Origin of the sequence: Streptomyces sp. SCPE 10 (assembly GCF_051980735.1) — a bacterium.
In the GTDB taxonomy this organism is placed as follows: Bacteria; Actinomycetota; Actinomycetes; order Streptomycetales; family Streptomycetaceae; genus Streptomyces; species Streptomyces misionensis.
Genome location: NZ_CP197069.1, coordinates 7398194 through 7420728, shown reverse-complemented (window position 1 = coordinate 7420728; position 22535 = coordinate 7398194). Strand labels below are relative to the sequence as shown.

21 protein-coding genes and 1 pseudogene are annotated in these 22535 nt (G+C 74.5%); 14 read left to right on the top strand and 8 right to left on the bottom strand.

Annotated features, from left to right (window positions below; translation table 11 throughout):
- The first annotated feature begins 127 nt into the window (after positions 1-127).
- The 4 genes from ACSP97_RS33685 (at position 128) to ACSP97_RS33670 (ending at position 6298) form a co-directional block, all read left to right on the top strand.
- Positions 128-343 carry a hypothetical protein gene (locus tag ACSP97_RS33685; protein ID WP_070023312.1) on the top strand — a complete coding sequence of 72 codons (216 nt, stop codon included), beginning with the start codon at positions 128-130 and terminating at the stop codon, positions 341-343.
- 102 nt (positions 344-445) lie between these two features.
- Positions 446-1249, top strand: coding sequence for an HlyD family efflux transporter periplasmic adaptor subunit (locus ACSP97_RS33680; protein ID WP_355147109.1), 804 nt, complete (start codon positions 446-448; stop codon positions 1247-1249).
- Between the two features lie 104 nt (positions 1250-1353).
- On the top strand, positions 1354-3471 hold the full coding sequence (locus tag ACSP97_RS33675; RefSeq protein WP_440558511.1) for an NHLP family bacteriocin export ABC transporter peptidase/permease/ATPase subunit: 2118 nt from the start codon (positions 1354-1356) through the stop codon (positions 3469-3471).
- A gap of 1 nt (position 3472) precedes the next feature.
- Positions 3473-6298, top strand: a complete 2826-nt coding sequence (locus tag ACSP97_RS33670) for an NHLP bacteriocin export ABC transporter permease/ATPase subunit (protein ID WP_440555751.1) — start codon at positions 3473-3475, stop codon at positions 6296-6298.
- Positions 6299-6310: 12 nt separating this feature from the next.
- Here ACSP97_RS33670 and ACSP97_RS33665 read toward each other — a convergent pair whose 3' ends face one another.
- Positions 6311-7114, bottom strand: a complete 804-nt coding sequence (locus tag ACSP97_RS33665; RefSeq protein WP_355529203.1) for a ribonuclease BN — start codon at positions 7112-7114, stop codon at positions 6311-6313.
- A 331-nt stretch (positions 7115-7445) separates the two neighbouring features.
- Here ACSP97_RS33665 and ACSP97_RS33660 point away from each other — a divergent pair, with 331 nt between their 5' ends.
- A complete protein-coding gene (locus ACSP97_RS33660; protein WP_440555750.1) occupies positions 7446-8498 on the top strand; it encodes an MGDG synthase family glycosyltransferase in 1053 nt (350 codons plus the stop codon).
- 48 nt (positions 8499-8546) lie between these two features.
- Here the strand turns inward: ACSP97_RS33660 and ACSP97_RS33655 are convergent, their stop codons facing one another.
- The 3 genes from ACSP97_RS33655 to ACSP97_RS33645 are packed head-to-tail and all read right to left on the bottom strand — an operon-like array spanning position 8547 to position 11077.
- Entirely contained in the window at positions 8547-9287 is a 741-nt protein-coding gene (locus tag ACSP97_RS33655) for a polysaccharide deacetylase family protein (RefSeq protein WP_440555749.1), read from the bottom strand.
- A 27-nt stretch (positions 9288-9314) separates the two neighbouring features.
- On the bottom strand, positions 9315-10232 hold the full coding sequence (locus tag ACSP97_RS33650) for a DMT family transporter (RefSeq protein WP_355147097.1): 918 nt from the start codon (positions 10230-10232) through the stop codon (positions 9315-9317).
- Positions 10233-10237: 5 nt separating this feature from the next.
- Entirely contained in the window at positions 10238-11077 is an 840-nt protein-coding gene (locus tag ACSP97_RS33645) for an SDR family NAD(P)-dependent oxidoreductase (RefSeq protein WP_440555748.1), read from the bottom strand.
- Positions 11078-11492: 415 nt separating this feature from the next.
- Between ACSP97_RS33645 and ACSP97_RS33640 the strand changes: the two genes are divergently transcribed.
- From ACSP97_RS33640 to ACSP97_RS33625, 4 genes are read left to right on the top strand one after another with little or no spacing between them, the layout of a single operon-like run.
- The gene (locus ACSP97_RS33640) at positions 11493-11684 is read left to right on the top strand and encodes a hypothetical protein (protein ID WP_355147093.1); all 192 of its coding nucleotides are present in this window, start codon (positions 11493-11495) and stop codon (positions 11682-11684) included.
- A gap of 28 nt (positions 11685-11712) precedes the next feature.
- Positions 11713-12720: an iron-containing redox enzyme family protein gene (locus ACSP97_RS33635; protein WP_358274986.1), complete on the top strand. Its 1008-nt coding sequence runs from the start codon at positions 11713-11715 to the stop codon at positions 12718-12720.
- 14 nt (positions 12721-12734) lie between these two features.
- A complete protein-coding gene (locus ACSP97_RS33630; protein WP_355529194.1) occupies positions 12735-13409 on the top strand; it encodes a HemK2/MTQ2 family protein methyltransferase in 675 nt (224 codons plus the stop codon).
- Positions 13390-13587, top strand: coding sequence for a CDGSH iron-sulfur domain-containing protein (locus ACSP97_RS33625; RefSeq protein WP_071828548.1), 198 nt, complete (start codon positions 13390-13392; stop codon positions 13585-13587). The genes ACSP97_RS33630 and ACSP97_RS33625 overlap by 20 nt, the downstream gene beginning before the upstream one ends.
- 201 nt (positions 13588-13788) lie before the next feature.
- Here the strand turns inward: ACSP97_RS33625 and ACSP97_RS33620 are convergent, their stop codons facing one another.
- Positions 13789-14223: a subtilase-type protease inhibitor gene (locus tag ACSP97_RS33620; RefSeq protein ID WP_355147087.1), complete on the bottom strand. Its 435-nt coding sequence runs from the start codon at positions 14221-14223 to the stop codon at positions 13789-13791.
- Positions 14224-14632: 409 nt separating this feature from the next.
- Here ACSP97_RS33620 and ACSP97_RS33615 point away from each other — a divergent pair, with 409 nt between their 5' ends.
- Positions 14633-15802: a lactate 2-monooxygenase gene (locus ACSP97_RS33615; RefSeq protein WP_440555747.1), complete on the top strand. Its 1170-nt coding sequence runs from the start codon at positions 14633-14635 to the stop codon at positions 15800-15802.
- A 309-nt stretch (positions 15803-16111) separates the two neighbouring features.
- Here ACSP97_RS33615 and ACSP97_RS33610 read toward each other — a convergent pair whose 3' ends face one another.
- A complete protein-coding gene (locus ACSP97_RS33610) occupies positions 16112-16489 on the bottom strand; it encodes a toxin Doc (RefSeq protein ID WP_355147083.1) in 378 nt (125 codons plus the stop codon).
- A 3-nt stretch (positions 16490-16492) separates the two neighbouring features.
- Complete coding sequence (locus tag ACSP97_RS33605; protein ID WP_355147081.1) at positions 16493-16735, bottom strand: hypothetical protein; 243 nt, start codon at positions 16733-16735, stop codon at positions 16493-16495.
- 84 nt (positions 16736-16819) lie between these two features.
- On the opposite strand from ACSP97_RS33605, the pseudogene ACSP97_RS33600 reads away from it, so the two are divergent.
- Positions 16820-16984, top strand: a pseudogene (locus ACSP97_RS33600) (2OG-Fe(II) oxygenase); the annotation flags it as partial.
- A gap of 259 nt (positions 16985-17243) precedes the next feature.
- Positions 17244-19625, top strand: coding sequence for a SpoIIE family protein phosphatase (locus tag ACSP97_RS33595; protein WP_440555746.1), 2382 nt, complete (start codon positions 17244-17246; stop codon positions 19623-19625).
- A gap of 12 nt (positions 19626-19637) precedes the next feature.
- Here the strand turns inward: ACSP97_RS33595 and ACSP97_RS33590 are convergent, their stop codons facing one another.
- Positions 19638-20186 carry an RNA polymerase sigma factor gene (locus tag ACSP97_RS33590; protein WP_355147077.1) on the bottom strand — a complete coding sequence of 183 codons (549 nt, stop codon included), beginning with the start codon at positions 20184-20186 and terminating at the stop codon, positions 19638-19640.
- Between the two features lie 45 nt (positions 20187-20231).
- On the opposite strand from ACSP97_RS33590, the gene ACSP97_RS33585 reads away from it, so the two are divergent.
- A complete protein-coding gene (locus ACSP97_RS33585; protein ID WP_440555745.1) occupies positions 20232-21617 on the top strand; it encodes a serine/threonine-protein kinase in 1386 nt (461 codons plus the stop codon).
- A gap of 149 nt (positions 21618-21766) precedes the next feature.
- Positions 21767-22489, top strand: coding sequence for a DUF4232 domain-containing protein (locus ACSP97_RS33580; protein ID WP_382077185.1), 723 nt, complete (start codon positions 21767-21769; stop codon positions 22487-22489).
- Positions 22490-22535: the final 46 nt, after the last annotated feature.

Below are 22535 nucleotides of genomic sequence, written 5' to 3'. Positions count from 1 at the left end.
CATCGCACCGCGGGGGCCGACGGGCCCCGGTGACGGCGCCCGCCGCCCGCGGTCGCGGCAGTCCCTCTGTACCCAACAGAGCGCCGCTTCCCCCCTTGTGAATATCCATATGAAGGGAAGTTCCACCATGAACTCCACCCCCCAGGTCCAGACCGCCGAGATCGCCGACGCCGAGCTGGACGCCGTCTCCGGCGGTCTCCAGGTGAACGCCCTCAACACCGTGACCGGTGCCGTCAACGGCATCGCCCCGGTTTCCGAGCTGGCCGGCACGGCCATCGGCACCGTCGAGGGTGTCACCGGCCTGAACGTGGCCCCGGTCACCAACCTGGTCGCCGGTCTCTGACCGCACCTCGCACCCCCCGAGGGTCCCGGAGCCGTCCCCCGGCTCCGGGGCTCTCGGATGCCCTGGCACACCCGCGTCCGTCCCCCAGGTGAGGGAAGTTCCGTGCAGTTCCGCCAACAGGCCCTCGCCAAGCTCCAGTCGCCCCAGGAGCTGGACCTCCCGGTGCGGCTCGCCCGCCCGCAGGGCTGGCTGGCGCTCGGCGTCACCGTCGTCGTCATGGCCGCGGCCTCCGTGTGGGCGATGACCGGTTCCGTCGCCTCCACCGTGAGCGCACCGGCCATTCTCACCCACGGGCAGGGCAGTTACGTGCTCCAGAGCCCCGTGGCCGGCCAGGTGACGGCCGTGCTGGCCCGGCAGGGCGAACGCCTGCCCGCGTCCGCACCGGTGCTCAAGGTCCGCACCTCGCAAGGGAACTCGGTGGTCCGCACGGTCGCCGCGGGCCGCGTCACCACACTCGCCGCCACCATCGGGCAGATCGTGCAGACCGGCACCGACGTGGCCGCCGTCGAGAAGGTCGGCCACGCGGACGACCCGCTGTACGCGACCGTGTACGTCCCCGCCCAGAACGCCGCCGCCATCCCCGCGCACGCCGCCGTCGACCTCACCGTCTCCTCGGTGCCCGCCCAGCGCTACGGCGTGCTGCGCGGCCAGGTGCGCTCGGTGGACCGCGCCGCGCAGTCCGACCGCTCGATCGCCGCGTTCCTCGGCGACGACCAGCTCGGCCGGCAGTTCACCCGAAACGGCCGTCCGGTCGCCGTCACCGTACAACTGACCGCGTCGCACACCACGAGCGGCTACCGGTGGTCCACCAGCGACGGGCCACCGTTCCGGCTGGACTCCATGACCCTCGCCACCGCCTCGATCAGGCTGGCCGACCAGCACCCCGTCGATTGGCTGCTCCCGTGACGCCCACCCCGCAGGAAACCCGTGGCCGCAGACGCGCGGCCCCCGCCCGGCGTCCGGCCCCCAAACCCCGTACCGGCGGCGTCCGCACCCCGACGGTCCTCCAGATGGAGGCCGTCGAGTGCGGTGCCGCCTCCCTCGCGATGGTCCTCGGCCACTACGGGCGGCACGTCCCGCTGGAGGAGCTGCGCATCGCCTGCGGCGTCTCCCGGGACGGCTCGCGCGCCAGCAACCTGCTGAAGGCGGCCCGCAGTTACGGCCTGACCGCCAAGGGCATGCAGATGGACCTGGCCGCCCTCACCGAGGTGCGCGCCCCGGCCATCCTGTTCTGGGAGTTCAACCACTACGTCGTCTACGACGGCATGGGCCGCCGGCTCGGCCGGCGCGGCGTCCACATCAACGACCCCGCCAAGGGCCGCCGTTTCGTGCCCCTGGAGGAGTTCGACGGCAGCTTCACCGGCGTCGTCCTGGTGCTGGAGCCCGGCGAGGGCTTCACCCGCGGCGGACGCCGGCCGGGCGTGCTCGGCGCCATGCCCGCCCGGCTGCGCGGCACCGCCGGCACCCTGCCCGCCGCGGTGCTGGCCAGCCTGCTCCTCGTCGCGGTCGGGGCGGCCGTCCCGGCGCTCAGCCGCACGTACATCGACATGTTCCTGATAGGCGGCCAGACCTCGCTGCTGGGCGTGCTGTTCGCCGCCATGGCCGCCTGTGTGCTGCTCACCCTGGTGCTGACCTGGCTCCAGCAGGCCAATCTGCTGCACGGCCGGATCATCTCCTCGACCCTGAGCAGCGCCCGCTTCCTGCGCCATCTGCTGCGGCTGCCGGTGACGTTCTTCGCCCAGCGCTCCCCCGCCGACCTGGTACAGCGGCTCCAGTCCAACGACCAGGTGGCGGAGACGCTGGCCCGCGACCTCGCGGCGGCCGGCGTGGACGCGATCGTGGTGGTGCTGTACGCGGTGCTGCTCTACACCTACGACCCCCAGCTGACGTTCCTCGGCATCGGCGTCGCCCTGCTGAACATCGTCGCCATGCGGCTGGTCGTACGGCTGCGCGCCACCCGCACCGCCAAGCTGCGCGCCGACACCGCCCGGCTGACCAACACCGCCTACACCGGGCTCCAGCTGATCGAGACGATGAAGGCGACCGGCGGTGAGGACGGCTACTTCCGCAAGTGGGCCGGACAGCACGCCACCACACTGGAGGAACAGCAGCGGCTCGGGGTGCCGAGCGCCTGGCTCGGGGTGGTCGCGCCGACCCTCGCCACGTTCAACAGCGCGCTGATCCTGTGGATCGGCGGTCTGCGCGCGGTCGAGGGGCACATCTCGGTGGGCCTGCTGGTGGCCTTCCAGGCGCTGGTCACCCGCTTCACCGCGCCGCTGACCCGGCTCAACTCGGTCGCGGGCCGCATCCAGGACTTCGCGGCCGACGTGGCCCGGCTCAAGGACGTGGAGAACTTCCAGGCCGACCCGCTCTACGGCCGCCCCGGCACGGGCGAGTCCACGCGCCGGCTGCACGGCCATGTCGAGCTGGAGAACGTCACCTTCGGCTACAGCCCCCTGGACAAGCCGCTGCTGACCGGCTTCGACCTGACCGTGGGCCCCGGTCAGCAGGTGGCCCTGGTCGGCGGCTCGGGCAGCGGCAAGTCCACGGTGTCCCGGCTCATCTCGGGCCTGTACGCCCCCTGGGACGGGGTGATCCGCATCGACGGCCGGCGCCTGGAGGACATCCCGCGCGGCGCGCTCGCCGCCTCCGTCTCCTTCGTGGACCAGGAGGTGTTCCTCTTCGAGGGCTCGGTCCGCGACAACGTCGCCCTGTGGGACCCGTCCATCCCCGACGAGGCCGTGGTCGAGGCGCTGAAGGACGCGGCGCTCTACGACGTGGTGGCACGCCGCCCCGGCGGCATCCACGGCAAGGTCGAGCAGGACGGCCGCAACTTCTCCGGCGGACAGCGCCAACGCCTGGAGATCGCACGCGCGTTGGTGCGCCGGCCGAGCATCCTCGTGCTCGACGAGGTGACCAGCGCACTGGACGCGGAGACCGAGCTGGTGGTGATGGACAACCTGCGCCGCCGCGGCTGCGCCTGCGTGGTGATCGCGCACCGGCTGAGCACGGTCCGCGACAGCGACGAGATCGTGGTGCTCCAGCACGGCACGGTGGTCGAGCGCGGACGGCACGAGGAGCTGGTGGCACGCGGCGGCGCGTACGCGGCGCTGGTCAGGGAGCGGTGAGATGACGACGGTTCAGGAGGGCTACGGCGGCGATCTGGTGCTCGGCGCGCTGGGCGCGCTCGGCACCCGGGTGGACTGCGCCGGGCTCACCCGCCTCGATCTGGAGGGCCCGCAGGTGCTGTGGCTGGTGGCGGCCGGCGCCCTGGACCTGTTCGCGGTGGACGCCGCCGAACAGGGCCACTGGCACCATCTGGGCCGCCTGGAGGCGGGCGCCCTGCTGCTCGGCCCGGTCGCGGGCCCCCGGCACACCCTGGTGGCCCGCCCGGTGCGCGACTGCGTGCTGCACCGGGTGGGCCTGCGCGAGCTGTACCAGCCGGCGGGCACCGAGACCTGGTCGTACGACGAGTACGGCACCCCGCAGTACGTGCCGCCCGCCTCCAGCCCGCTGGAGTACGCCCTCGCGCTGGGCGTCGGCCGCGGCCTGTCCGTCCTCTTCCAGGCGCCGCTCGCCGAGGACCGCTCCCAGGCGCCCACGGACGACGACGTGTTCTGGATGCAGGTGCCGCCCGGCAGCGTCCAGTACGGCTCCCTGTACGGCGCGGAGGCCGCCGCCGATCTGCTGATGGACCCGGCGCTGTGGCAGTCGTTGGTCGACCAGCAGTACCGGCTGCTGACCGCGCTGGACCGCTGGATCGAACAGCTGGAGCGCAGCCACGAGACCCGGACGGCCGCCGGGATCAGGGCCGGCGAGGCGGCCGGCGCCCAGGCCGACCGGACCCTGCTGGCCTCCATCGGCCGGCGCTCGGGCCGCCGTACCACGGCCGCCGACGCCGACGCCACGTACGCGGCCTGCGCGTTGGTCGCCGAGGCGGCCGGGATCCGGCTGGCCGACCCGGCGCGGGGCGGCGCCGAGAGCGAACGCCTCGATCCGGTGGAACGGGTGGCGCTGGCCTCCGGGGTGCGCACCCGGGCGGTACGGCTCCAGGGCCGCTGGTGGCGGGAGAACGTGGGCCCGCTGGTGGGACAGCGGGCGCTGTCCGGGGCGCCGGTGGCCCTGCTGTGGCGGCGCGGCGGATACGCGGCCGTGCATCCCGGCACCGGCCGGGAGACCCCCGTCGGGAAGGCGAACGCGCAGGAGTTCGAGCCCCGTGCGGTGATGTTCTACCGGCCGCTGCCGGACAAGCCGCTGTCGCTCCTCGGCCTGGTCCGGTTCACCCTGCGCGGCGCCCGCGGCGATCTGCTGGCCCTGCTGCTCGCCGGGCTGGTGACGGTGGCGATCGGCGCGCTGGTGCCCGTCGCGACCGGCAAGGTGCTCGGCGAGTACGTGCCGCGGGCGCAGGAGGGCCTGATCGTCCAGGTGTGCGTCGCGGTGATGGTGAGCGGCGTGGTGTCGGCGGCGTTCACGCTGCTGGAGAACCTGTCCATCCTGCGGCTGGAGGGGCGGATCGAGGCGGCGTTGCAGCCGGCCGTCTGGGACCGGCTGCTGCGGCTGCCGACCCGGTTCTTCACCCGGCGCTCGACGGGCGAGCTGGCCAGTGCCGCGATGGGGATCAGCGCGATGCGCCGGATGCTGGCGGGTGTCGGGCCGGTGGTCGCGCAGTCCGTGACGGTCGGCGTGATGAACCTCGGGCTGCTGCTGTGGTACAGCGTGCCGATGGCGCTCGCGGCGATCGGCATGCTGGTCGTGATCGCGGCCGTGTTCCTGGGGCTCGGGCTGTGGCAGGTGCGCTGGCAGCGGCGTCTGGTGGTGCTCGGCAACCGGCTGAACAACCAGGCGTTCCAGACCCTGCGCGGGCTGCCCAAGCTGCGGGTGGCGGCCGCCGAGAACTACGCGTACGCCGCCTGGGCGCGGGAGTTCGCGCGCGGCCGGGAGCTCCAGCAGAAGGCGGGGCGGATCAAGAACCTCACCACGGTGCTCGGCGCGGTGTATCTGCCGGTGTGCTCGCTGCTGATGTTCATGCTGCTGGCGGGTCCGGCGAAGGGCACGCTGTCGGCGGCCGACTTCCTCACCTTCAACACCTCGGTGACGATGGTGCTCACCTCGGTCACCCAGCTGACCGGCTCGCTGGTGTCCGCGGTGGCGGCGCTGCCGCTGTTCGAGGAGATCCGGCCGGTGCTGGACGCCGCCCCGGAGGTCCCGGCGACGAGCACCCGGCCGGGCCCGCTCTCGGGCGCGCTGGAGGCCCGCCGGCTGTCGTTCCGCTACACCGACGACGGCCCGCTGGTCCTGGACGACGTCTCCTTCGCGGTGCGGCCGGGCGAGTTCGTCGCGATCGTCGGCCCGAGCGGCTGCGGCAAGTCCACCCTGCTGCGGCTGCTGATCGGCTTCGACCGGCCGGTCTCCGGCAGCGTCCTGTACGACGGCCAGGACCTCGCGGCGCTGGACCAGTCGGCGGTGCGCCGCCAGTGCGGGGTGGTGCTCCAGCACGCCCAGCCGTTCACCGGCTCCCTGCTGGACGTCATCTGCGGGACCGAGCCGTACACGCCCGAGGAGGCGATGGCGGCGGCCGAGATGGCGGGGCTCGCGGAGGACATCAAGCGGATGCCGATGGGCCTGCACACCATCGTCTCCGGCAGCGGGTCGGTCTCCGGCGGCCAGCGCCAGCGCCTGATGATCGCCCAGGCCCTGATCCGCCGTCCCCGCATCCTCTTCTTCGACGAGGCGACCAGCGCCCTCGACAACGACACCCAGCGCATCGTCATCGACAGCACCCGCAAGCTGAACGCCACCCGGATCGTGATCGCCCACCGCCTGTCCACGGTGCTGGACGCGGACCGGGTGCTGGTGATGGAGGCCGGGAAGGTGGTCCAGCAGGGCAGTCCCGCGGAGCTGCTGGCGGACACGACGGGGCGCCTGCACGAACTGGTGCGGCGGCAGCTGGCGTAGGGACGGCCCCGCCTACTCCTCGTCCTCGTGGTGGTGGACCGGCATCCAGTGGTGCTCGCAGAACCAGCGGCCGAAGAGGGCACCGCCGTAGATGACGAAGCCGACGCCGATCAGCCAGGACTCGATGACGAGCACGGTGCCGACCGCGCCGTAGCTCAGGGCGTTGTCGACGATGAGGGGCGTGAAGACGAGGTAGGAGAAGGCCCGCAGACCGGCGAGGCCGATGACGGTGGCCAGCGCACCCGGCAGCAGCTGCCGCGGCCGGACCTGGCGGCCCAGCAGGAACCACTGCCCCCACCAAAAGAACAGCACACCGCTCACCCCGGACAGCAGGATCCGCTGCCCCCCGTGCAGCGCCGACTTGGTCGCCACCTCCTGGTAGAGGTAGGCCGTCAGCACGATCAGCCAGGTGGCCTGCCGCCACACCCGGTGCCAGGGCCCGGCGGCGAGCCCCCAGATCCGCTCGTAGGCGTTCTGCACACTGCCGCCGAAGGACACGCCGAAGACGGCGAGCAGGACCGCGCTCCACGCGCTGGTGGTGCCGATGACGTTGTGCGGCGGGCTGATGACGTCGGTGACCACCCGCGCCGACGGGCCGGACAGGCCCATGCCGTCGGTCAGCCAGGAGGCGAACCCGCCCCGTACCAGCGGGTCCGCGGCGGCGACCACGATCAGCAGCGGCGCCAGCGTCACCAGCGCCAGCGTGGCGAAGCCCATGGCCCGGTGCATCAGCTCCAGCTCCCGGCCGTGCTGGAACAGGGCCTGGACGCGCAGCCACTGCCAAGCGCGGTGCAGGCCGCGCCGCCACCGCCTCACGGCACCTCCCGTGCTCGCCACCGCACGCGCGCACCCACCGGGGCCGACGGCGCCCCGTACGGGACCGACATGAACGCGCACCTCCGCTTCACTCTGGCACGCTCCGGGCGCCGCGCCACCGAGGAGGCGGCCACTCGGGTCGGCCGGCTCGGTCCTCGCCCCCGCTGCCGGGCGGTCCCGCCCGCGTGCCCGGCCACGACACGGCCCGGTTGGCCGGTTTGCCCGGCGGCGGCCCGGAGAATCGGACCCCGTGTGTGCTTCTGCCGAGGTGTCCCGAGGGGAACGGTCCGCGCCCGTCCGCCGGCGCCGGACGCTGATCGTCAGCGCGAGCATGGGGGCCGGTCACGACACGGTCGCCGCCGAGCTGGCCCGGCGTGCCGAGCGCTACGGCCACGAGGCGTACGTCGTCGACGTCCTGACGCTGCTGCCTGCCGGCCTCGGGACCGGTCTGCGTGCCTGGTACCAGGCGGTCGTCCGGCACGCCCCCTGGGTGTACGCCGGCGTCTACGGCGCGTTCCTGCGCGGTGGTCCCGGCCGCCGCCCCAGCGGGGTGCCGCTGGCCCGGCTCGCCGGGGACCGGTTGCTCGGGCTCGTGGACCGGCTGGGCGCCGACGCGGTGGTGTCCGTCTTCCATCTGGCCGCCCAGCTGACCGGCCACCTCAGGGCGCGGGGGCGGCTGCGGGTGCCGAGCGCGGTCTGTCTCGTCGACTTCGCCGTGCACCGGCAGTGGCTGCACCCGGGCAACGACCGCTATCTGTGTCTGACGGAGGCGGCGGCTCACGAGGTGCGACGGAGCCTGGACACGGCCGCGGTGGCCACCGGGCCGGTCGTCGCGCCGGAGTTCCTGGCACCGGCGCCGGGCGGCGACCGCTGGCGGGAGCGGTTCGCCCGGCACGCGCCCGGCCGGCCGCCGGTGCTGCTGTCCGCGGGTGCCTGGGGTGCGGCGTCCCGGCCGGACGGCACCGCCGCGCTGCTCGCCGGTGCCGGATATCTGCCGGTAGTGCTGTGCGGCCGTAACCACCGGCTGCTCCAACGCGTCCGCGGGGTGCCCGGGGCGCTCGCCCTGGACTGGGTCGAGGACATGCCCGGCCTGCTGTCGGCGGCCCACGCCCTGCTGGACAACGCGGCCGGCCAGACCGCCGTGCAGGCGCTCGCCGCCGGGCTGCCGGTGATCGGTTACCGTCCGCTGCCCGGACACGGCCTGGAAGGGGTGCGGCGGATGGCCGAGCTCGGCCTGACGGAATTCGCCCCCGACCCGGCCGCCCTGCTGAGGTCCCTCGCCGGCCTCCCCGCCTCCGCCCCGGCCCGCGCCGACCGCGCCCGCGCCCTCTTCCGGGCCGACCCCATGGCGGAAGTGGCCGAACTCGCCGACCCGGCCGCCTGACCCGGCGCCCGCCCGCCATCGGCGGCCAGCCCCGGCCGCCCGTCCCTCTCACGCCCGCTCGTGCTCCCCCGGCTCGTGCTCCCGCAGCGTGCCCACCGCCAGCCCCGCCTCCCGGCAGTCCCGGACGATCGCCGGGAGCGCGGCGAGCGTGGAGCGCCAGCAGCCCGGGGCGGCGAGCCGGTCGGAGTCGTGGAGCAGGATCGTGCCGCCGCCGCGCAGGTCGGCGGAGATCAGCGCGCGCACCGACTCCGGCGTGGCGTCCGCGCGCCAGTCCTTGCCCCAGGCGGACCACAGCACCGGCCGCAGCCCGGCCCGCCGCGCGGCCAGCCAGCGGGCGGAGGTGAGGATGCCGTAGGGCGGCCGGTACCACCGGGGCCGCCGGCCGGTGATGTCCCGCACGGCGCGGGCGGTCCGGAGCAGGCCCGTGGTCTCGCGGCCGACGGCCGGGAACCAGGGCCGGTCGTGGGTCCAGCCGTGCACCGCGATCTCGTGTCCGCGCCGGGCGGTCTCCGCGACGAGGGCGGGGTGGCGGGCCGCGTGCTCGCCGAGCACGAAGAAGGTGGCGCGTGCGCCGAGCTCGTCCAGGACGTCCAGGAAGCGCGGGGTGGCGACCGGGTCGGGTCCGTCGTCGAAGGTCAGGGCGACGTGGTGGCGCGGCCCGGTGCCGGCCAGCCGGGGGAAGAACGGCAGCCGTACGCCCGGCAGCCAGGTGGCGGCCGGGCCGATGTGGGCCCCGGCGAGCCCGATGGGCAGCAGTACGGCCGCCGTACGAAGGACGCGGGATGACATGGTGACCTTCCTGAAGGGGTTGCGCGTTCAGTTGTGCCGCATCGGGAGCGGGGTGTCCGGCGGGTGGCCCTGCGTGGGGGTGTCCCAGCCCCGGCCGACGGAGGGGGCGTTCGCCAGCCCGATGCTGCCCGCGCCGATCAGCACGATGCCGATGGCCTCGGGGACCATCCGCGGCCCGAGCTGGACGGACTCCTCGAACAGGGCCCAGCCGAGGGCGACGCTGGTGAGCGCGTCGCCGAGGGTGAGCGCAGGCTGGGACGCGGCCAGCGAGCCGGCGCCCAGCGCGCTCTGCAGGAGCAGGAAGGCGACGAGTCCGACGGCGGCGGTGGCGTACGGCGACCAGTGGGCGAACATCGCGCCGGGCCCGAGCCGCAGCCGTCCGACGGTCTCCTTGAGCAGCGCGGCGGTGGTCGCGAAGGACACGGCGGACGCGAGGCCCAGCAGCGCCGCGCGGGCCGCGCCCCGTACCGTGCGGGCGACCAGCACCAGCAGCACCACGACACAGCAGGCCACTCCCCCGGCCATCAGCCAGGCGCGGGAGGTCGCGTCGGTGCGGCCCGGCGCCGGCGCGGCCGACAGCAGGAACACCGCCAGCCCCACGGCGAGCGCGACGAACGCCAGCCAGGTGCGGCGGTCCGGGCGGCGCCGGAACACCAGGCCGCCCACGATCAGCGTGAACAGCAGTTCCGTGGCGAGCAGCGGCTGCACCAGGGACAGGCTGCCCACGGCCAGGGCCCAGGCCTGGAGCAGGGCGGACAGCATCAGCAGGGCGACGCCGCCCAGCCAGTCGGGGCGGTGCAGCAGCCGCCGCAGCCCGCGCAGGAACGCCCCGGTCCCGGCGGGCGCCTCCGGGGTGTCCATGGCGGCGGCCCGGCGCTGGAGCACCGAGGACGCGGCGTTCGCCAGGGCCGCGCACAGCGCGAGGACGACCGGCAGCGCGAGCACGCCGCTCACCCGAATTGGGCGGCGAGCCGCCGGTACAGGCCCGGCGCGGCCCCGCGCACCCGGGCGGGCAGCCGCAGCCAGCCGGGGACGTACACCTCGTCCTTGCCGCGTCGTACGGCGGTGAGCACCGCGTCCGCCACACGTTCGGGCGGCACCGGCCGCGGCCAGGAGCGCCGGTAGGGGGCGCCGCGCCGGTCGAAGAAGGGGGTGTCGACCACTCCAGGGACCACATGGGTGACGCCGACGCCGGTGCCGCGCAGTTCGTAGCGCAGGGCGTCGGCGAACGTGGCCACGGCGGCCTTGACCGCGGAGTACACCGCCTCGCCGCGCACACCCACACTGCCCGCGACGGAGCCGAGCAGCACGACGCGCCCGGAGCCGGCGGCGACCATGTGGGGCAGCAGTCCGCGCACCAGGTGCAGGGTGGCCAGCAGATCCGTGCCGACCAGTTCCTCGATGCGGGCGCGGGGCATGCCGGTGAAGTCGCCCGCCCAGCCGACACCGGCGCCCGCCACCACGAGGTCCACCCGGCCCAGGTGGTCCAGGGCGGCCTCGGCCACCCGGCGGTCGGCGCCGGGGCGGGTGAGGTCCGCGGCGACGGCCAAGGCCGAGATGTCGGCGGCCACATGCTCCAGACGGGTGGGGTCGCGGCCGTTGAGCACCAGCCGCCAGCCGCCCTCGGCGGCCAGTCGGCGGGCCACGGCCGCGCCGATGCCGGAGGAGGCGCCGGTGACCAGGGCCGTGCCAGGGCGGGCCAGCACGCCGGCCGGCGCGGTGCCCGTGCCGGGCTCCGTCACCGGCCGCGTGCGGTTCGACGGTCCTGCGGGCGACGGTGCATGGGACATGGTGGCGACCTCACTGCGACGGCGTACACGTCTCGCGAACTCCAGGGCCGAACCCTCGCGGTGTATCCAGGGCGCCACACCCTGAAACAACGCGCATGTGGAGACGGCGCGGACGGGGGTGGGTCATGGCCGGTCCAGGCCGGGTACCGGGGCGTCCGGCGTCGGGAAGGAGGCAGCTGCCGGTGAGAGCGGCGGACATGGCACCTCGGTCTTCCGGGGGCGGGGTCCCTGGAGTGGTTCCCCGTCCGCCGGGAAACCTCGGCCGGCACCCCCCGAACGGGCGTGGTCCGCCCGGCACACCCGCCCGGTCACCCGCACGGCCCGGTCGGGGGGCGCGCCGCCGCCGTCCAGGCTTGAGACCGCCGTTGCGGGCAACCCGGGAACGATCAGACGACACCGACGGAAGGGAGACGTCATGTCCGGTGGGGACGAGCGCCAGGAGCGGCCCGGGACGGCACTGGGCGAGGTGCTGCACGAGGTGGAGGAGGCCGAGCGGCACGGCGAGAAGGACCGCGGCAACGGCGAGGCGGGCGACGCCATCACCCCGAACACGGGGGCCCAGGACCAGGCGAAGGGCGACCGCAGGACACCGGGACGGCACCACTGAGCTGCCCGGACGCGGGTACCCGGGTGCCATGACCCACCCTGTGCGAGGACCCGAGCTGCCGGACGCCCGCGGACCGCTGTCCGCCGCGATCGCCGCGTACCTGCGGGGCGCCGGCCCCCTGCCGGACCCCGTGGACGCCGAGGACACGGACCCCTACGGCGACGATCCGCAGCTCGCCCTGTACCTGTGTTACGAACTGCACTACCGGGGCTTCGCGGGTGTGCCCGCCGAGGCCGAGTGGGACCCGGACCTGCTGCGGGTGCGGGCCGCGCTGGAGCGCCGGTTCCTGGCCGCCCTGCGCGCCGACACCCCGGTCCACGACAGCCTGGACGACGCGCTCGGTGCCCTCCTGGTGGAACCGGCCGAGGGCACCGGCGTCAGCCATTTCCTGTGCGCCGAGGGCGAGTTGTGGCACCTGCGCGAGTACGCGGCGCAGCGTTCCCTGTACCACCTGAAGGAGGCCGACCCGCACGCCTGGGTGCTGCCCCGGCTGTGGGGCCGGGCGAAGGCGGCGATGGCGGCGGTCGAGTACGACGAGTTCGGCGGCGGCCGCGCCGAGCGGGTCCACGCGCGCCTGTTCGCCGACCTGATGCGGGACCTGGGGCTGGACACCGGGTACGGGCGGTTCCTGGACGCGGCCCCCGCCGAGATGCTCGCCGTCGTCAACCTGATGTCCCTGTTCGGCCTGCACCGCGCCCTGCGGGGAGCGCTGGTGGGCCACTTCGCCGACGTGGAGATCACCTCCTCCCCCGGCTCCCGGCGGCTCGCCGAGGCGCTGCGCCGCACCGGAGCGGGGCCGGCCGCGCAGTTCTTCTACGACGAGCACGTGGAGGCGGACGCGGTGCACGAGCAGGTGGTCCGGCACGAGGTGATCGGCGGGCTCCTGGAGGAGGAGCCGGAGCTGGCGGCGGACGTCGCCTTCGGCATCGACGCCACCGAGTACCTGGAGGGCCGGCTGGCCCGGCGGCTGCTGACCGACTGGCGCGCGGGGCGGTCGTCGCTCCGGGTGCCCCTGGGAGAGCCGAGCACGGTGTGACCCATACATCCGGCATGCACGGGTACTCGCGGTCCGTGATCGCATTGCTGATTCCGGGCGTCTACGCCCCGCAGGACGACACCGCGTTGCTGGCCGAGGCGCTGCGCGAGGAAGTGGTGCCGCCCGGGGCACGGGTTCTCGACGTGGGCACCGGAAGCGGCGCACTGGCGCTGACGGCGGCCCGGATGGGCGCCGAGGTGACCGCGGTGGACGTGTCCCGGCGGGCGGTGTGGACGGCCCGGCTGAACGCCTGGCTGACGCGGCTGCCGGTCCGGATCCGGCGCGGCGACCTCTTCGCTCCGGTGCGCGGGCGCACGTACGACATGATTCTCGCGAACCCGCCCTACGTCCCCGCGCCGCACACCGGCGACGGTCCGCGCGGCCGGTCGCGGGCCTGGGACGCGGGCCACGACGGGCGGCTGCTGCTGGACCGCATCTGCCGCGGCGCGCCCGCGCTGCTGGCACCCGGGGGCGTGGTGCTGATCGTGCAGTCCGCGCTGAGCGATCCCGACCGGACCGTGGACCTGCTGCGGGGTGCGGGACTGAAGGCCGCGGTGGTGCGGCGGCACTGGATCGCACTCGGGCCGGTGCTGCGGTCCCGACTGGACTGGCTGCGCCGGCGCGGACTGCTGGCGCCGCACGAGACGAGGGAAGAGCTGGTGGTGATCCGTGCCGAACGAACCTGCTGAGCGCGCCCGGCGGATCACGGTGCAACGGCGTGGGCCGCTGCTCGTGGAGGGGCCGGTGGAAGTCGAGCTGGAGGACGGTACGACGGTGTCCTCGGACCGGTTCCGTGTCGCTCTGTGCACGTGCCGGCGCAGCCGTCGCTACCCCTGGTGCGACACCAGTCACCGGCGCAAGGCCTGAGCACCGTTCGTTTTTGGCCGCTCCCCGGCAGGACCCCCACGGACCTGACCGGGGAGCGGCTTCGGTGCCGGGCAGGCGGCGGGCGACCCCACTTCGCCCAACGGCCCGGCGCGAGACCGCGGGTTCCCCGCTTCACAGGCCGCACTCCCCAGTCACGGTCCTGATCGGTGTCCACGCGGGGGCACCTGCGATCCCGGTCCACTAGAACGCGAAGAGGCTGCCGCCCGTCGCGTCCCGCTCACAGGTGTTGCCGAAGGTGCGCTCGTACGAGACACGCCGGCCCTGCCACACGCCCTGGACGGTGATGACCACGGGGTCGTACAGCTTGTTGCACCACACGTCCCCGCGCGCCTTGAGCGCGTTGAGGTCGCCACCGGCTCCGCGCAGTTCCGCGCAGGCCTCGGCGGCGGCCGGGTGGGTGCCGGAGGCGCCCGGGGCGCAGCTGAGGGTGACGGCACGCTCGGGGGCCGCCGTGGCCGCGTCGCCGCCGTGGCCGGTGGTCAGCACCAGCGCCGAGGGGGCGTAGAGCGAGGCGGGGGCGGCGTCCGGTGCGGCGACGGCGGCCCCGGTCAGGGGTCCGCAGACGGCGACGGCCGTGAGGCCGAAGGCCGCTGCCCAGCGCGCGGTGTTCCGCATTGTGTGCATCCTTCCGCTCGAACAGACGGGGTGCCGGCTCCGTTTCCGGTGGGACGTCGGAGCGGCGAGCGCCACTCTGCCGAGTCCCCCGCGGAAACACACATCGACCCCACGGCTTTCGGTAACCTTTCGTGTTGAATCAGTGGCGTGAAGTCACAGAATTCGAACGGCAGGACCCGGTAACCGCGCGGCAGTTGCCGTCAAGAAGCCGTCAATTGGCTGAAAATCAGCGGTTATTTAATCGTCCGGAAACATTCCGACACCGCCGTCCACGGCCCCCTTCATGACTCCCTGTGTTCACGAGACGATCACCGGAGGCGGGGGCTCCGCCCGGGGGCCGACTCCCCCGCTACCGGCCAGTATTGTCGGCGCCGCACGCGAACTCGGCCCGGGAAGACGGGAGCAGCGGATGGCCAGGCACTGGGCGGACTTCCAGTACGAGATCTATCTGAACGGGATGTCGGGTGCCGTGCCCCGGCTCCCGACCGACCTGACCCGGCTGGAGGAACTCGCCGAACACCGGCTCGGGCCGGGCCCGGTGGGTTATGTGGCGGGCAACGCGGGCGACGGCAGCACCGCCCGCGCCAACCGCGCGGCGCTCGCCCGGCACCGGATCGTGCCGCGCATGCTGCGGGACGTACGGGAGCGCGATCTGTCGGTCGAGGTGCTCGGACGGACCCTGCCGGCGCCGCTCGCCCTGGCGCCCGTGGGGGTGCTGTCGATCATGCACCCGGACGCCGAGACCGCCGCCGCGCGGGCCGCGGCGGCGCAGGGTGTGCCGTACGTCCTGTCGTCCGCCTCCAGCACGCCGATGGAGCAGGTGGCGGAGGCGATGGGGGACGCCGAGCGCTGGTTCCAGTTGTACTGGGGCAAGGACCGCGAGGTGACCCGGAGTTTCCTCGGGCGCGCGAGGGCCGCCGGGTTCTCGGTGCTGGTGGTCACCCTGGACACCCCGCTGCTGTCCTGGCGGCCGCGCGATCTGGACCAGGCCTATCTGCCGTTCCTGCACGGGGTGGGCACCGCCAACTACTTCACCGACCCGGCCTTCCGGGCGGGCCTGGCCAAGCCGGTGCACGAGGACCCCGATGCGGCGGTGCTGCACTTCCTCGGTCTGTTCGGGGATCCCGGTCACACCTGGCCGGACCTGGAGTTCCTGCGCGCGCACTGGGACGGACCGATCGTCCTCAAGGGCGTGCTGCACCCGGACGACGCCCGGCTCGCGGCGGACGCGGGGATGGACGGCGTGGTGGTCTCCAACCACGGCGGCCGGCAGGTCGCCGGGTCCGTCGCGGCGGCCGACGCGCTGCCCCGGGTCGCGGCGGCGGCCGGTGACCGGCTGACGGTGCTGTTCGACAGCGGGATCCGTACCGGCGACGACGTGTTCAAGGCGCTCGCCCTCGGCGCGGAGGCGGTTCTGCTGGGCCGGCCGTACGTCTACGGCCTGGGTCTGGACGGCGAGGCGGGCGTGACCCACGTCATCCGCTGCCTGCTCGCCGAACTCGACCTGACGCTCGCCCTCTCGGGCCACACCACCCCGACCGCCCTCACCCCGGCCGACCTGGCCGAGGACCCGGCCTGACGGGGCGTCCGGCCTGACCGGGACTCGGCCTGAGGGGGGCCGGGTCCGTGCGCGCGCACCCCGTGTGAACCCCGCGCACCCGTCACGCGGGCGCACACCGTACCGCCGCGCCCGCCCCGGTGGTGGACTGGGCTCGGCCTCCCGGAAGGCCCCGCACGGGACGGCGGTCTCCCGTGCGGGACCGGCGGTCGGCCCGTTCTGCCCGCCCCGGCCGGCGGCCCCGGCGCCTTCCCCCTCCGGCCGGGCGGGCACGGACGGCTCCGCCGCCGGCCCGGCCAGGCGTCCGCCGGGCCGGCGGCCCGGTACGGCTCAGATCTGCCAGGAGCGCAGCCGGTCGGCGGCGCCGTAGACGTCGGTCTTGCCGGAGAGCAGGTCGCGGGCGAGGTCGACGAGGGCGCCGTAGGGCGGATCGATGCCGACGCCGCTGACGAACATGTAGGCCACGGCGGTGGCGCAGGCGAAGCGGGCGTTGGCGGTGGGCAGCGGCTTGAGCAGGGTGAGGGTGTGCAGCAGGGCGGCGGCCCGCCAGGCGGGGTCGGAGTCCACGCCGAGCCGGGGCGGATCGACCCGGTGCCGGGCGACGGCGGCGACCAGCGCGGAGAAATCGTCGACCGCGGGCTGGTCGGGCAGCACTTCCTCGTGCCGCTGGAGCAGCCACGGGACATCGATGTGGATGACGGGAGGCATCACTCAGGCGGCCTCGCCCCGCGCGGCGGGAGGTTCATCCTCGGGGAAGGCGGCCGCGAATTCCTCGGCGTGCGCGGTGAAGAAGCTGCGGAACGCCTCGGCCCCCTCCTGGAGCGCCCGGTGCCGGGCGATGTCGGCGGCGGCGGCCTCGCGGACGAGGGCCTTCATCGACGTACCGCGCTCCTTGGCGATCTGCCGCAGGTCCTCTAGTTCCCGTTCGCTGAACTCCACGTTGAGAGCTGGCATGGACCAAACGGTACCGCTCGGGTACTCACCCGTAAATATCCGCAGGTCATCTCACACCTGATGCGGTACCGGCCTGGCCTCCGCACGGCGACCGTGCTGCCGCGGGGCCACGGCCTGGTGTTCACCACCCGCGACCGCCCCGTGCGCGTCCGGCGCGGCTGGTCGGCCGGTGCGGTGCGGCACGGGGTGAGCACCGTGCGGTCCGGGCGGCGGCGCGCTCTCGGGCAGGTGTTCCACGACGCCGCGTGACCAAATGTTCGTGTGCCGCCGCCCAACCCACAAGCGCACACGACCGGTCTCGAACAAACAGATTCCGACCACCCGTCGCAACGGAACCGCAAAAATACGCAAGCGCCTTGTGACCTGCGGAGATCGGCGATCTTGACCGGGTTCGGCCGGCCGGTCGTCCGCCCGGGTGCCGACGTTCACCGGCGGGCGGGAGCCACTAGTCTGGACTCACGAGTAGTGCCACCTGTTCACTGTGAGTGTGCGCTTGGGAGCGGCGACGATGAGCCGGGTCTATCCGTTCGACGAGGCGGCGACGGCCCGGGCTGTCCTCGATGACGACGGGACGCTGGTGGAGTGGAACGAGGGCGCACGGCGTCTGCTCGGCCACCCCGCCGACGCCGTCGTGGGCCGCCCCGCCGCCCGTCTGCTCGCCGGACCGGCCCCCAGGCTGCCCGCGGGCGCCCGTCGCTGGCACGGCACGCTCGGGCTGCGCCACCGGGACGGCCGCAGCCTTGAGGTCTGGCTGCTCGCCCAGCGGCTGCCGGGCCCCGACGGCGCCGGGGACCGCTGGGTCCTCGTCACCCCCCTGACCGGCACAGAGCCGCCCGCCGAGGACGATCCGCTGGGCGAGGCGGGTCTGGTCCAGTCGCCGTGCGCGCTCGCCGTGTACGACGAGGACCTGCGGCTGCGCCGGATGAACGACGCCATGGCCGCGCTCTGCGGGCTGCCCGATGACGGCCGGACGCGGGGGCTGCACTTCACGGAGGTGGTCGGCGAGCCGCAGGGCGAGGAACTGGCCCGCGGCATCCACGAGGTGCTGGAGAGCGGCCTGCCACGGGACGTGCGGACCTTCATGCGGGTCGGCGGCGCGCAGCGGCCGCAGGCGTGGCTCGTGCGGATGACCCCGGTGAAGGACCGGGCCGGCCGGGTGCGCGGGGTGTGCCTGGCCGTGCACGACGTCAGCGAGAACCACCGGGCCCGCCAGCGCCTGCAGCTGGTGAACGAGGCGAGCGTGCGCATCGGCACCACCCTCGACGTGACGCGTACCGCGCAGGAGCTGGCCGACATGTGCGTGCCCGCGCTGGCCGACTTCGTCACCGTCGACCTGCTGGACCCCGAGGAGTACGGCGGGGAGCCCCCGGCCCGGGTCACCACGCCGGTCACCCTGCGCCGCGCCGCCCATCTGTCGGTCCTCGACGGCGTGCCGGAGGCGGTGCTGAAGCCGGGGCAGAACGAGCGCTATCCGGCCGGTTCCCCGCAGGCGGACGCGCTGACCGCGGGCCGGACGATCACCGCCTCGATGGCCGCCGGCGACATCAACCCCTGGCTGAACTGGAACAGCGCCCGCGCCCGGCAGGTGCGGTCCTTCGGCATCCACTCCACCATGGCGGTCCCGGTGCGCGCCCGCGGACTCACCCTGGGGGTCGCGGTGTTCACCCGGCACCGGCGCCCGGAGGGCTTCGCCCCGGACGACCGGCTGCTGGCGGAGGAGATCACCAACCGGGCCGCGGTCTGCATCGACAACGCCCGGCGCTACTCGCGCGAACGCGAGACCGCTCTCGCCCTGCAACGCAGCCTGCTGCCCCGCACCCTGCCGCGCACGGCCGCCCTGGAGGCCTCCTCCCGATACCTGCCGGCCGCGCGGGCCGGGGTGGGGGGCGACTGGTTCGACGTGATCCCGCTGTCCGGGCTGCGGGTCGCGATGGTCGTCGGCGACGTGGTCGGGCACGGCATCCAGGCCTCGGCCACCATGGGCCGGCTGCGCACCGCCGTACGCACCCTCGCCGACATCGACCTGGCCCCCGACGAGCTGCTCACGCATCTGGACGATCTGGTGGTGCGGCTGGCGGAGGAGGCCGGCGACGGCAGCACCGGCGAGGTCGGCGCGACCTGTCTGTACGCGGTCTACGACCCGGTGTCGCGCTGCTGCACGCTGGCCCGGGCCGGGCATCCGCCGCCCGTGCTGCTGCCGCCGGGCGGCCGTCCGCACCAGCTGGAGGTGCCCGCGGGTCCCCCGCTGGGCCTGGGCGGACTGCCCTTCGAGTCCACCGAGGTGGAGCTGGCGGAGGGCACCGTGCTCGCCCTGTACACGGACGGTCTGGTGAAGTGCCGGGCACGGGACGCGGACGCCGGGCGCGGGCTGCTGTGCCGGGCGCTGGAGGCGTACGCCGGTTCACTGGACGCCTGCTGCGACCGCATCCTGCACGCCCTGCTGCCCTCCGGCAATGTCTCCGACGACGCGGCGCTGCTGCTGGCCCGCACCCAGGGCCTGCCCGCGTCCCAGGTGGCGACCTGGGACATCCCCGCGGATCCGGCGCTGGTGGCGCCGATCCGCAAGCAGGTGGTGGAGCAACTCGACGCCTGGGGGCTGAGCGAGGCCGCGTTCACGACGGAGCTGGTGGTCAGCGAGCTGGTCACCAACGCCATCCGGTACGGGGCCCATCCGATCCGGCTGCGGCTGATCCATGACGCGGCCACCCTGATCTGCGAGGTCTCCGACAACAACCCCACCGCCCCGCATCTGCGCCGGGCCAAGACCTTCGACGAGGGCGGCCGGGGGCTGCTGCTGGTCGCCCAGCTCACCCAGCGCTGGGGCAGCCGGCACGGCTCGAACGGCAAGACGATCTGGGCGGAGCTGCCGCTGTACGAGGAGGAGCGGTAGCCCGGGCGGCCGTCAGGAACCGGTGAGCCAGGGCCGTACCCGTCTGCGGGCCTCGTGCAGACGGGACTTGAGGGTCCCGAGCGCGATGCCGGCACGTTCGGCGGCCTCTGCGTAGTCCAGCTGGCAGATGTCCCGGTAGACCAACGGCGCGACCAGGTGCGGGTGTTCGCGCTCCAGCCGCTCCAGGGCCTCCAGCAGGTCGACCCGGGAACCCGCGATGACGCTGGTGGTGCGCGGGTCGACGGCGTGCGCCGGCTCGATGACGACGGGCTGCTCGGCGGCCCGCCGCTTCAGCTCGCGGTACTTCTGCCGGCAGCAGTTGGCGACCACGGTGTACAGCCAGGTACCGAAACGGCTGCGGCCCTCGAAGGTACCGATGCGGCGGGCCACTTGGAGCAGCACGTCCTGGGCGGCCTCCTCGGCGTCCTCCCGGCACGGCAGGAACCGCCCGCAGCGGCGCAGCACCTCGGGCCGCAGCTCGGTCAGCAGCCGGTCCAGGGCCGCCGTGTCCCCGGCGGCGGCACGCCGGGCGAGTTCCTCCACCGGCGCCTCGTCCTGCACGTCGGGCCCTCCTTCGGTCGATCTCGGGGCAGGCATGATAGTCGCATGCACTCCCTGGAGCGGATCGGCCGCTACCGCCTCGAACGGCCGCTGGGCACCGGTGCCTTCGCCACCGTGTGGCTCGCCCACGACCCGGAGCTCAAGGCCCCGGTGGCGGTGAAGGTCCTCGCCGAGAACTGGTCGCACCGGCTGGATGTCAGGGACCGCTTCCTGTCCGAGGCGCGGCTGCTGCGCCGGGCCGGCTCCAGCCGGGTGGTGCAGGTCTACGACATCGGCGAACTCCCGGACGGCAGGCCGTACTTCGTGATGGAGTACGCCGACGGCGGCACCCTCGCCGAGCTGCTGGCGGACGGTCCGCTGCCGGTGCCCGACGCGCTGCTGCTGACGGCGGAGGCCGCGCGGGCCGCCGCCGCGCTGCACGAGGCGGGGATCGTGCACCGCGACATCAAGCCGACCAACCTGCTGCTGCACACCGCGCCCGACGGCACCCGGCGGGTGCTGCTGGCCGATCTGGGGCTCGCCAAGAGTCTGGCGCAGGCCTCGGTGCTGACGCTCGCGGCGGGCTCGGCGGGATACCGGCCGCCCGAGCAGGCCGAGCCCGGCGGAAGCATCGACGAGCGGGCCGACGTCTACAGCCTGGGCGCGGTCGGCTACGAGCTGGTCACCGGGAGCGTGCCGGGGCCGCCGGGGAAGGTGGTGCCGCCCGGGCGGCTGCGGCCGGACCTCGGGGACGACGTGGCGCGGGCGCTGCTGCGCGCGCTGGAGCCGGACCGGACCCGGCGCTGGCCGGCCGCGCGGGAGTTCGCGGCCGAGCTGGACCGGCTGGCGGCGGGACCCGGCGGCCCCGCGCGGCGGCGGGACCGGGTCCGCGGGCGGCTCGGCGCGGTGACGCTGACGGTCGCCGCGCTCGCCGCCGCCGCGGTGACGGCGGCCACGGTGACCGTGGTCCTGCACCACGGCGGCACGGCACGGCAGGCCCGGGTGGCGGACGCGCACGGGCGGGTGAGCGTGCGGGTGCCGGCCGGCTGGGACCGCCAGCTGCGCGACTCCGGCTGGGACCCGCGGGCGCTGGGCCTCGGCGCGGGCCACGAGCCGGGTCTGGTGGTGGCCGACGACCTCGCCCACTGGCCCGAACTGGACACCCCCGTGGACGGGGTGTTCGTCGGGGTCGGCGAACACGGTGACGTCACCGCCCGGGTGAAGGCGCTCACCCATCCCGGCTGCCACTACTCCAGCAGCCGCGCTTTCACCGACGCCGACTGGCACGGCCTGGTGCGGGCCTGGAGCGGCTGCCCGGACGGCGGCTCCATCACCGAGTCCGCGCTGGTCCCGGCGAGCGGCGCCGGCACGCCCCAGGTGTACGTGCAGCTACGCCAGCGGGGTGACGGGGACGCCACCGATGGCGTACTGCGCTCGCTGCGGGTGAGCTGAGGAGTCGGCCGAGCGCCGAAGTGGGGAAAAGAACCCCTGTGTTCCGAACTTTTCCCACGGTCCGTGCATCGGAGTGGGGTGACGGCGCACTCGGCACCGTAGGCACGCGTCCGCACGCGTGCCCCGACCCTCCAGGAGTGTTGAGCGACATGGTGTACACCCCTCGGTCCGCGCGGCGCGGAGCCCTGCTCGCGGGCTCGATGGCCGTGCTGGGCCTGCTGACCGCCTGTGGCAACGGACAGACCGTGCACAGCGATCCGCCCATCACGGCCTCCGGTACGGCCGCACCCGCGACCGATGCCTCGACACCCGTGACCGATGCCTCGACGCCGTCGGCGCCCGGCAGCCCGGCCGCGCCCTCCGCCGGGTCCCCCACACCCACGCGCGCCGCCTCGACGGCGGTGTCCCGGGCGACCGGGACCTCGGGCAGCGCGGGAGCCACCGCGGCGACGGGCACCCGCTGCCACACCTCCGAACTGCGCGCCTCGGTGGGCCGCAACGATCCCGGCGCCGGGCAGGAGAACTTCCCCCTGGTCCTCACCAACGCCTCCCACCGGACCTGCACCCTGCGCGGCTTCCCGGGCGCGGCCTTCGTGAGCGCGGGCGGCGCCCAGCTCGGCCCCGACCCCCGGCGCGAGTCGGGCTCGGCGACGACCGTCACCCTGCGCCCCGGGCAGAGCGCCTGGGCCGGGCTGACCTTCTCCAACCCGGAGGTCAGCGGTGCCAGGACGGCGAAGCCGGCCGCGCTGCTGATCACCCCACCGGACGAGCGGGACCATCTGAAGGTGGCCTGGACGGGCGGCGCGGTGCCCGTCTCCGGGAACTCCTCGTCGGTCTTCCTGACCGTGTTCAGCCCCGGCTCCGCGCCCTGATCCGCCGTGCCGACGGCGAGCACACCGGGGGGCGTCTGTTTTCATG

Bases quoted from the DNA above. Each gene is read 5' to 3' on its own strand.
- ACSP97_RS33685 (WP_070023312.1), top strand. From the start codon at position 128: ATGAACTCCACCCCCCAGGTCCAGACCGCCGAGATCGCCGACGCCGAG.
- ACSP97_RS33675 (WP_440558511.1), top strand. From the start codon at position 1,354: ATGGAGGCCGTCGAGTGCGGTGCCGCCTCCCTCGCGATGGTCCTCGGC.
- ACSP97_RS33670 (WP_440555751.1), top strand. From the start codon at position 3,473: ATGACGACGGTTCAGGAGGGCTACGGCGGCGATCTGGTGCTCGGCGCG.
- ACSP97_RS33660 (WP_440555750.1), top strand. From the start codon at position 7,446: ATGGGGGCCGGTCACGACACGGTCGCCGCCGAGCTGGCCCGGCGTGCC.
- ACSP97_RS33655 (WP_440555749.1), bottom strand. From the start codon at position 9,287: ATGTCATCCCGCGTCCTTCGTACGGCGGCCGTACTGCTGCCCATCGGG.
- ACSP97_RS33645 (WP_440555748.1), bottom strand. From the start codon at position 11,077: ATGTCCCATGCACCGTCGCCCGCAGGACCGTCGAACCGCACGCGGCCG.
- ACSP97_RS33640 (WP_355147093.1), top strand. From the start codon at position 11,493: ATGTCCGGTGGGGACGAGCGCCAGGAGCGGCCCGGGACGGCACTGGGC.
- ACSP97_RS33635 (WP_358274986.1), top strand. From the start codon at position 11,713: ATGACCCACCCTGTGCGAGGACCCGAGCTGCCGGACGCCCGCGGACCG.
- ACSP97_RS33630 (WP_355529194.1), top strand. From the start codon at position 12,735: ATGCACGGGTACTCGCGGTCCGTGATCGCATTGCTGATTCCGGGCGTC.
- ACSP97_RS33620 (WP_355147087.1), bottom strand. From the start codon at position 14,223: ATGCGGAACACCGCGCGCTGGGCAGCGGCCTTCGGCCTCACGGCCGTC.
- ACSP97_RS33615 (WP_440555747.1), top strand. From the start codon at position 14,633: ATGGCCAGGCACTGGGCGGACTTCCAGTACGAGATCTATCTGAACGGG.
- ACSP97_RS33610 (WP_355147083.1), bottom strand. From the start codon at position 16,489: ATGCCTCCCGTCATCCACATCGATGTCCCGTGGCTGCTCCAGCGGCAC.
- ACSP97_RS33605 (WP_355147081.1), bottom strand. From the start codon at position 16,735: ATGCCAGCTCTCAACGTGGAGTTCAGCGAACGGGAACTAGAGGACCTG.
- ACSP97_RS33595 (WP_440555746.1), top strand. From the start codon at position 17,244: ATGAGCCGGGTCTATCCGTTCGACGAGGCGGCGACGGCCCGGGCTGTC.
- ACSP97_RS33585 (WP_440555745.1), top strand. From the start codon at position 20,232: ATGCACTCCCTGGAGCGGATCGGCCGCTACCGCCTCGAACGGCCGCTG.
- ACSP97_RS33580 (WP_382077185.1), top strand. From the start codon at position 21,767: ATGGTGTACACCCCTCGGTCCGCGCGGCGCGGAGCCCTGCTCGCGGGC.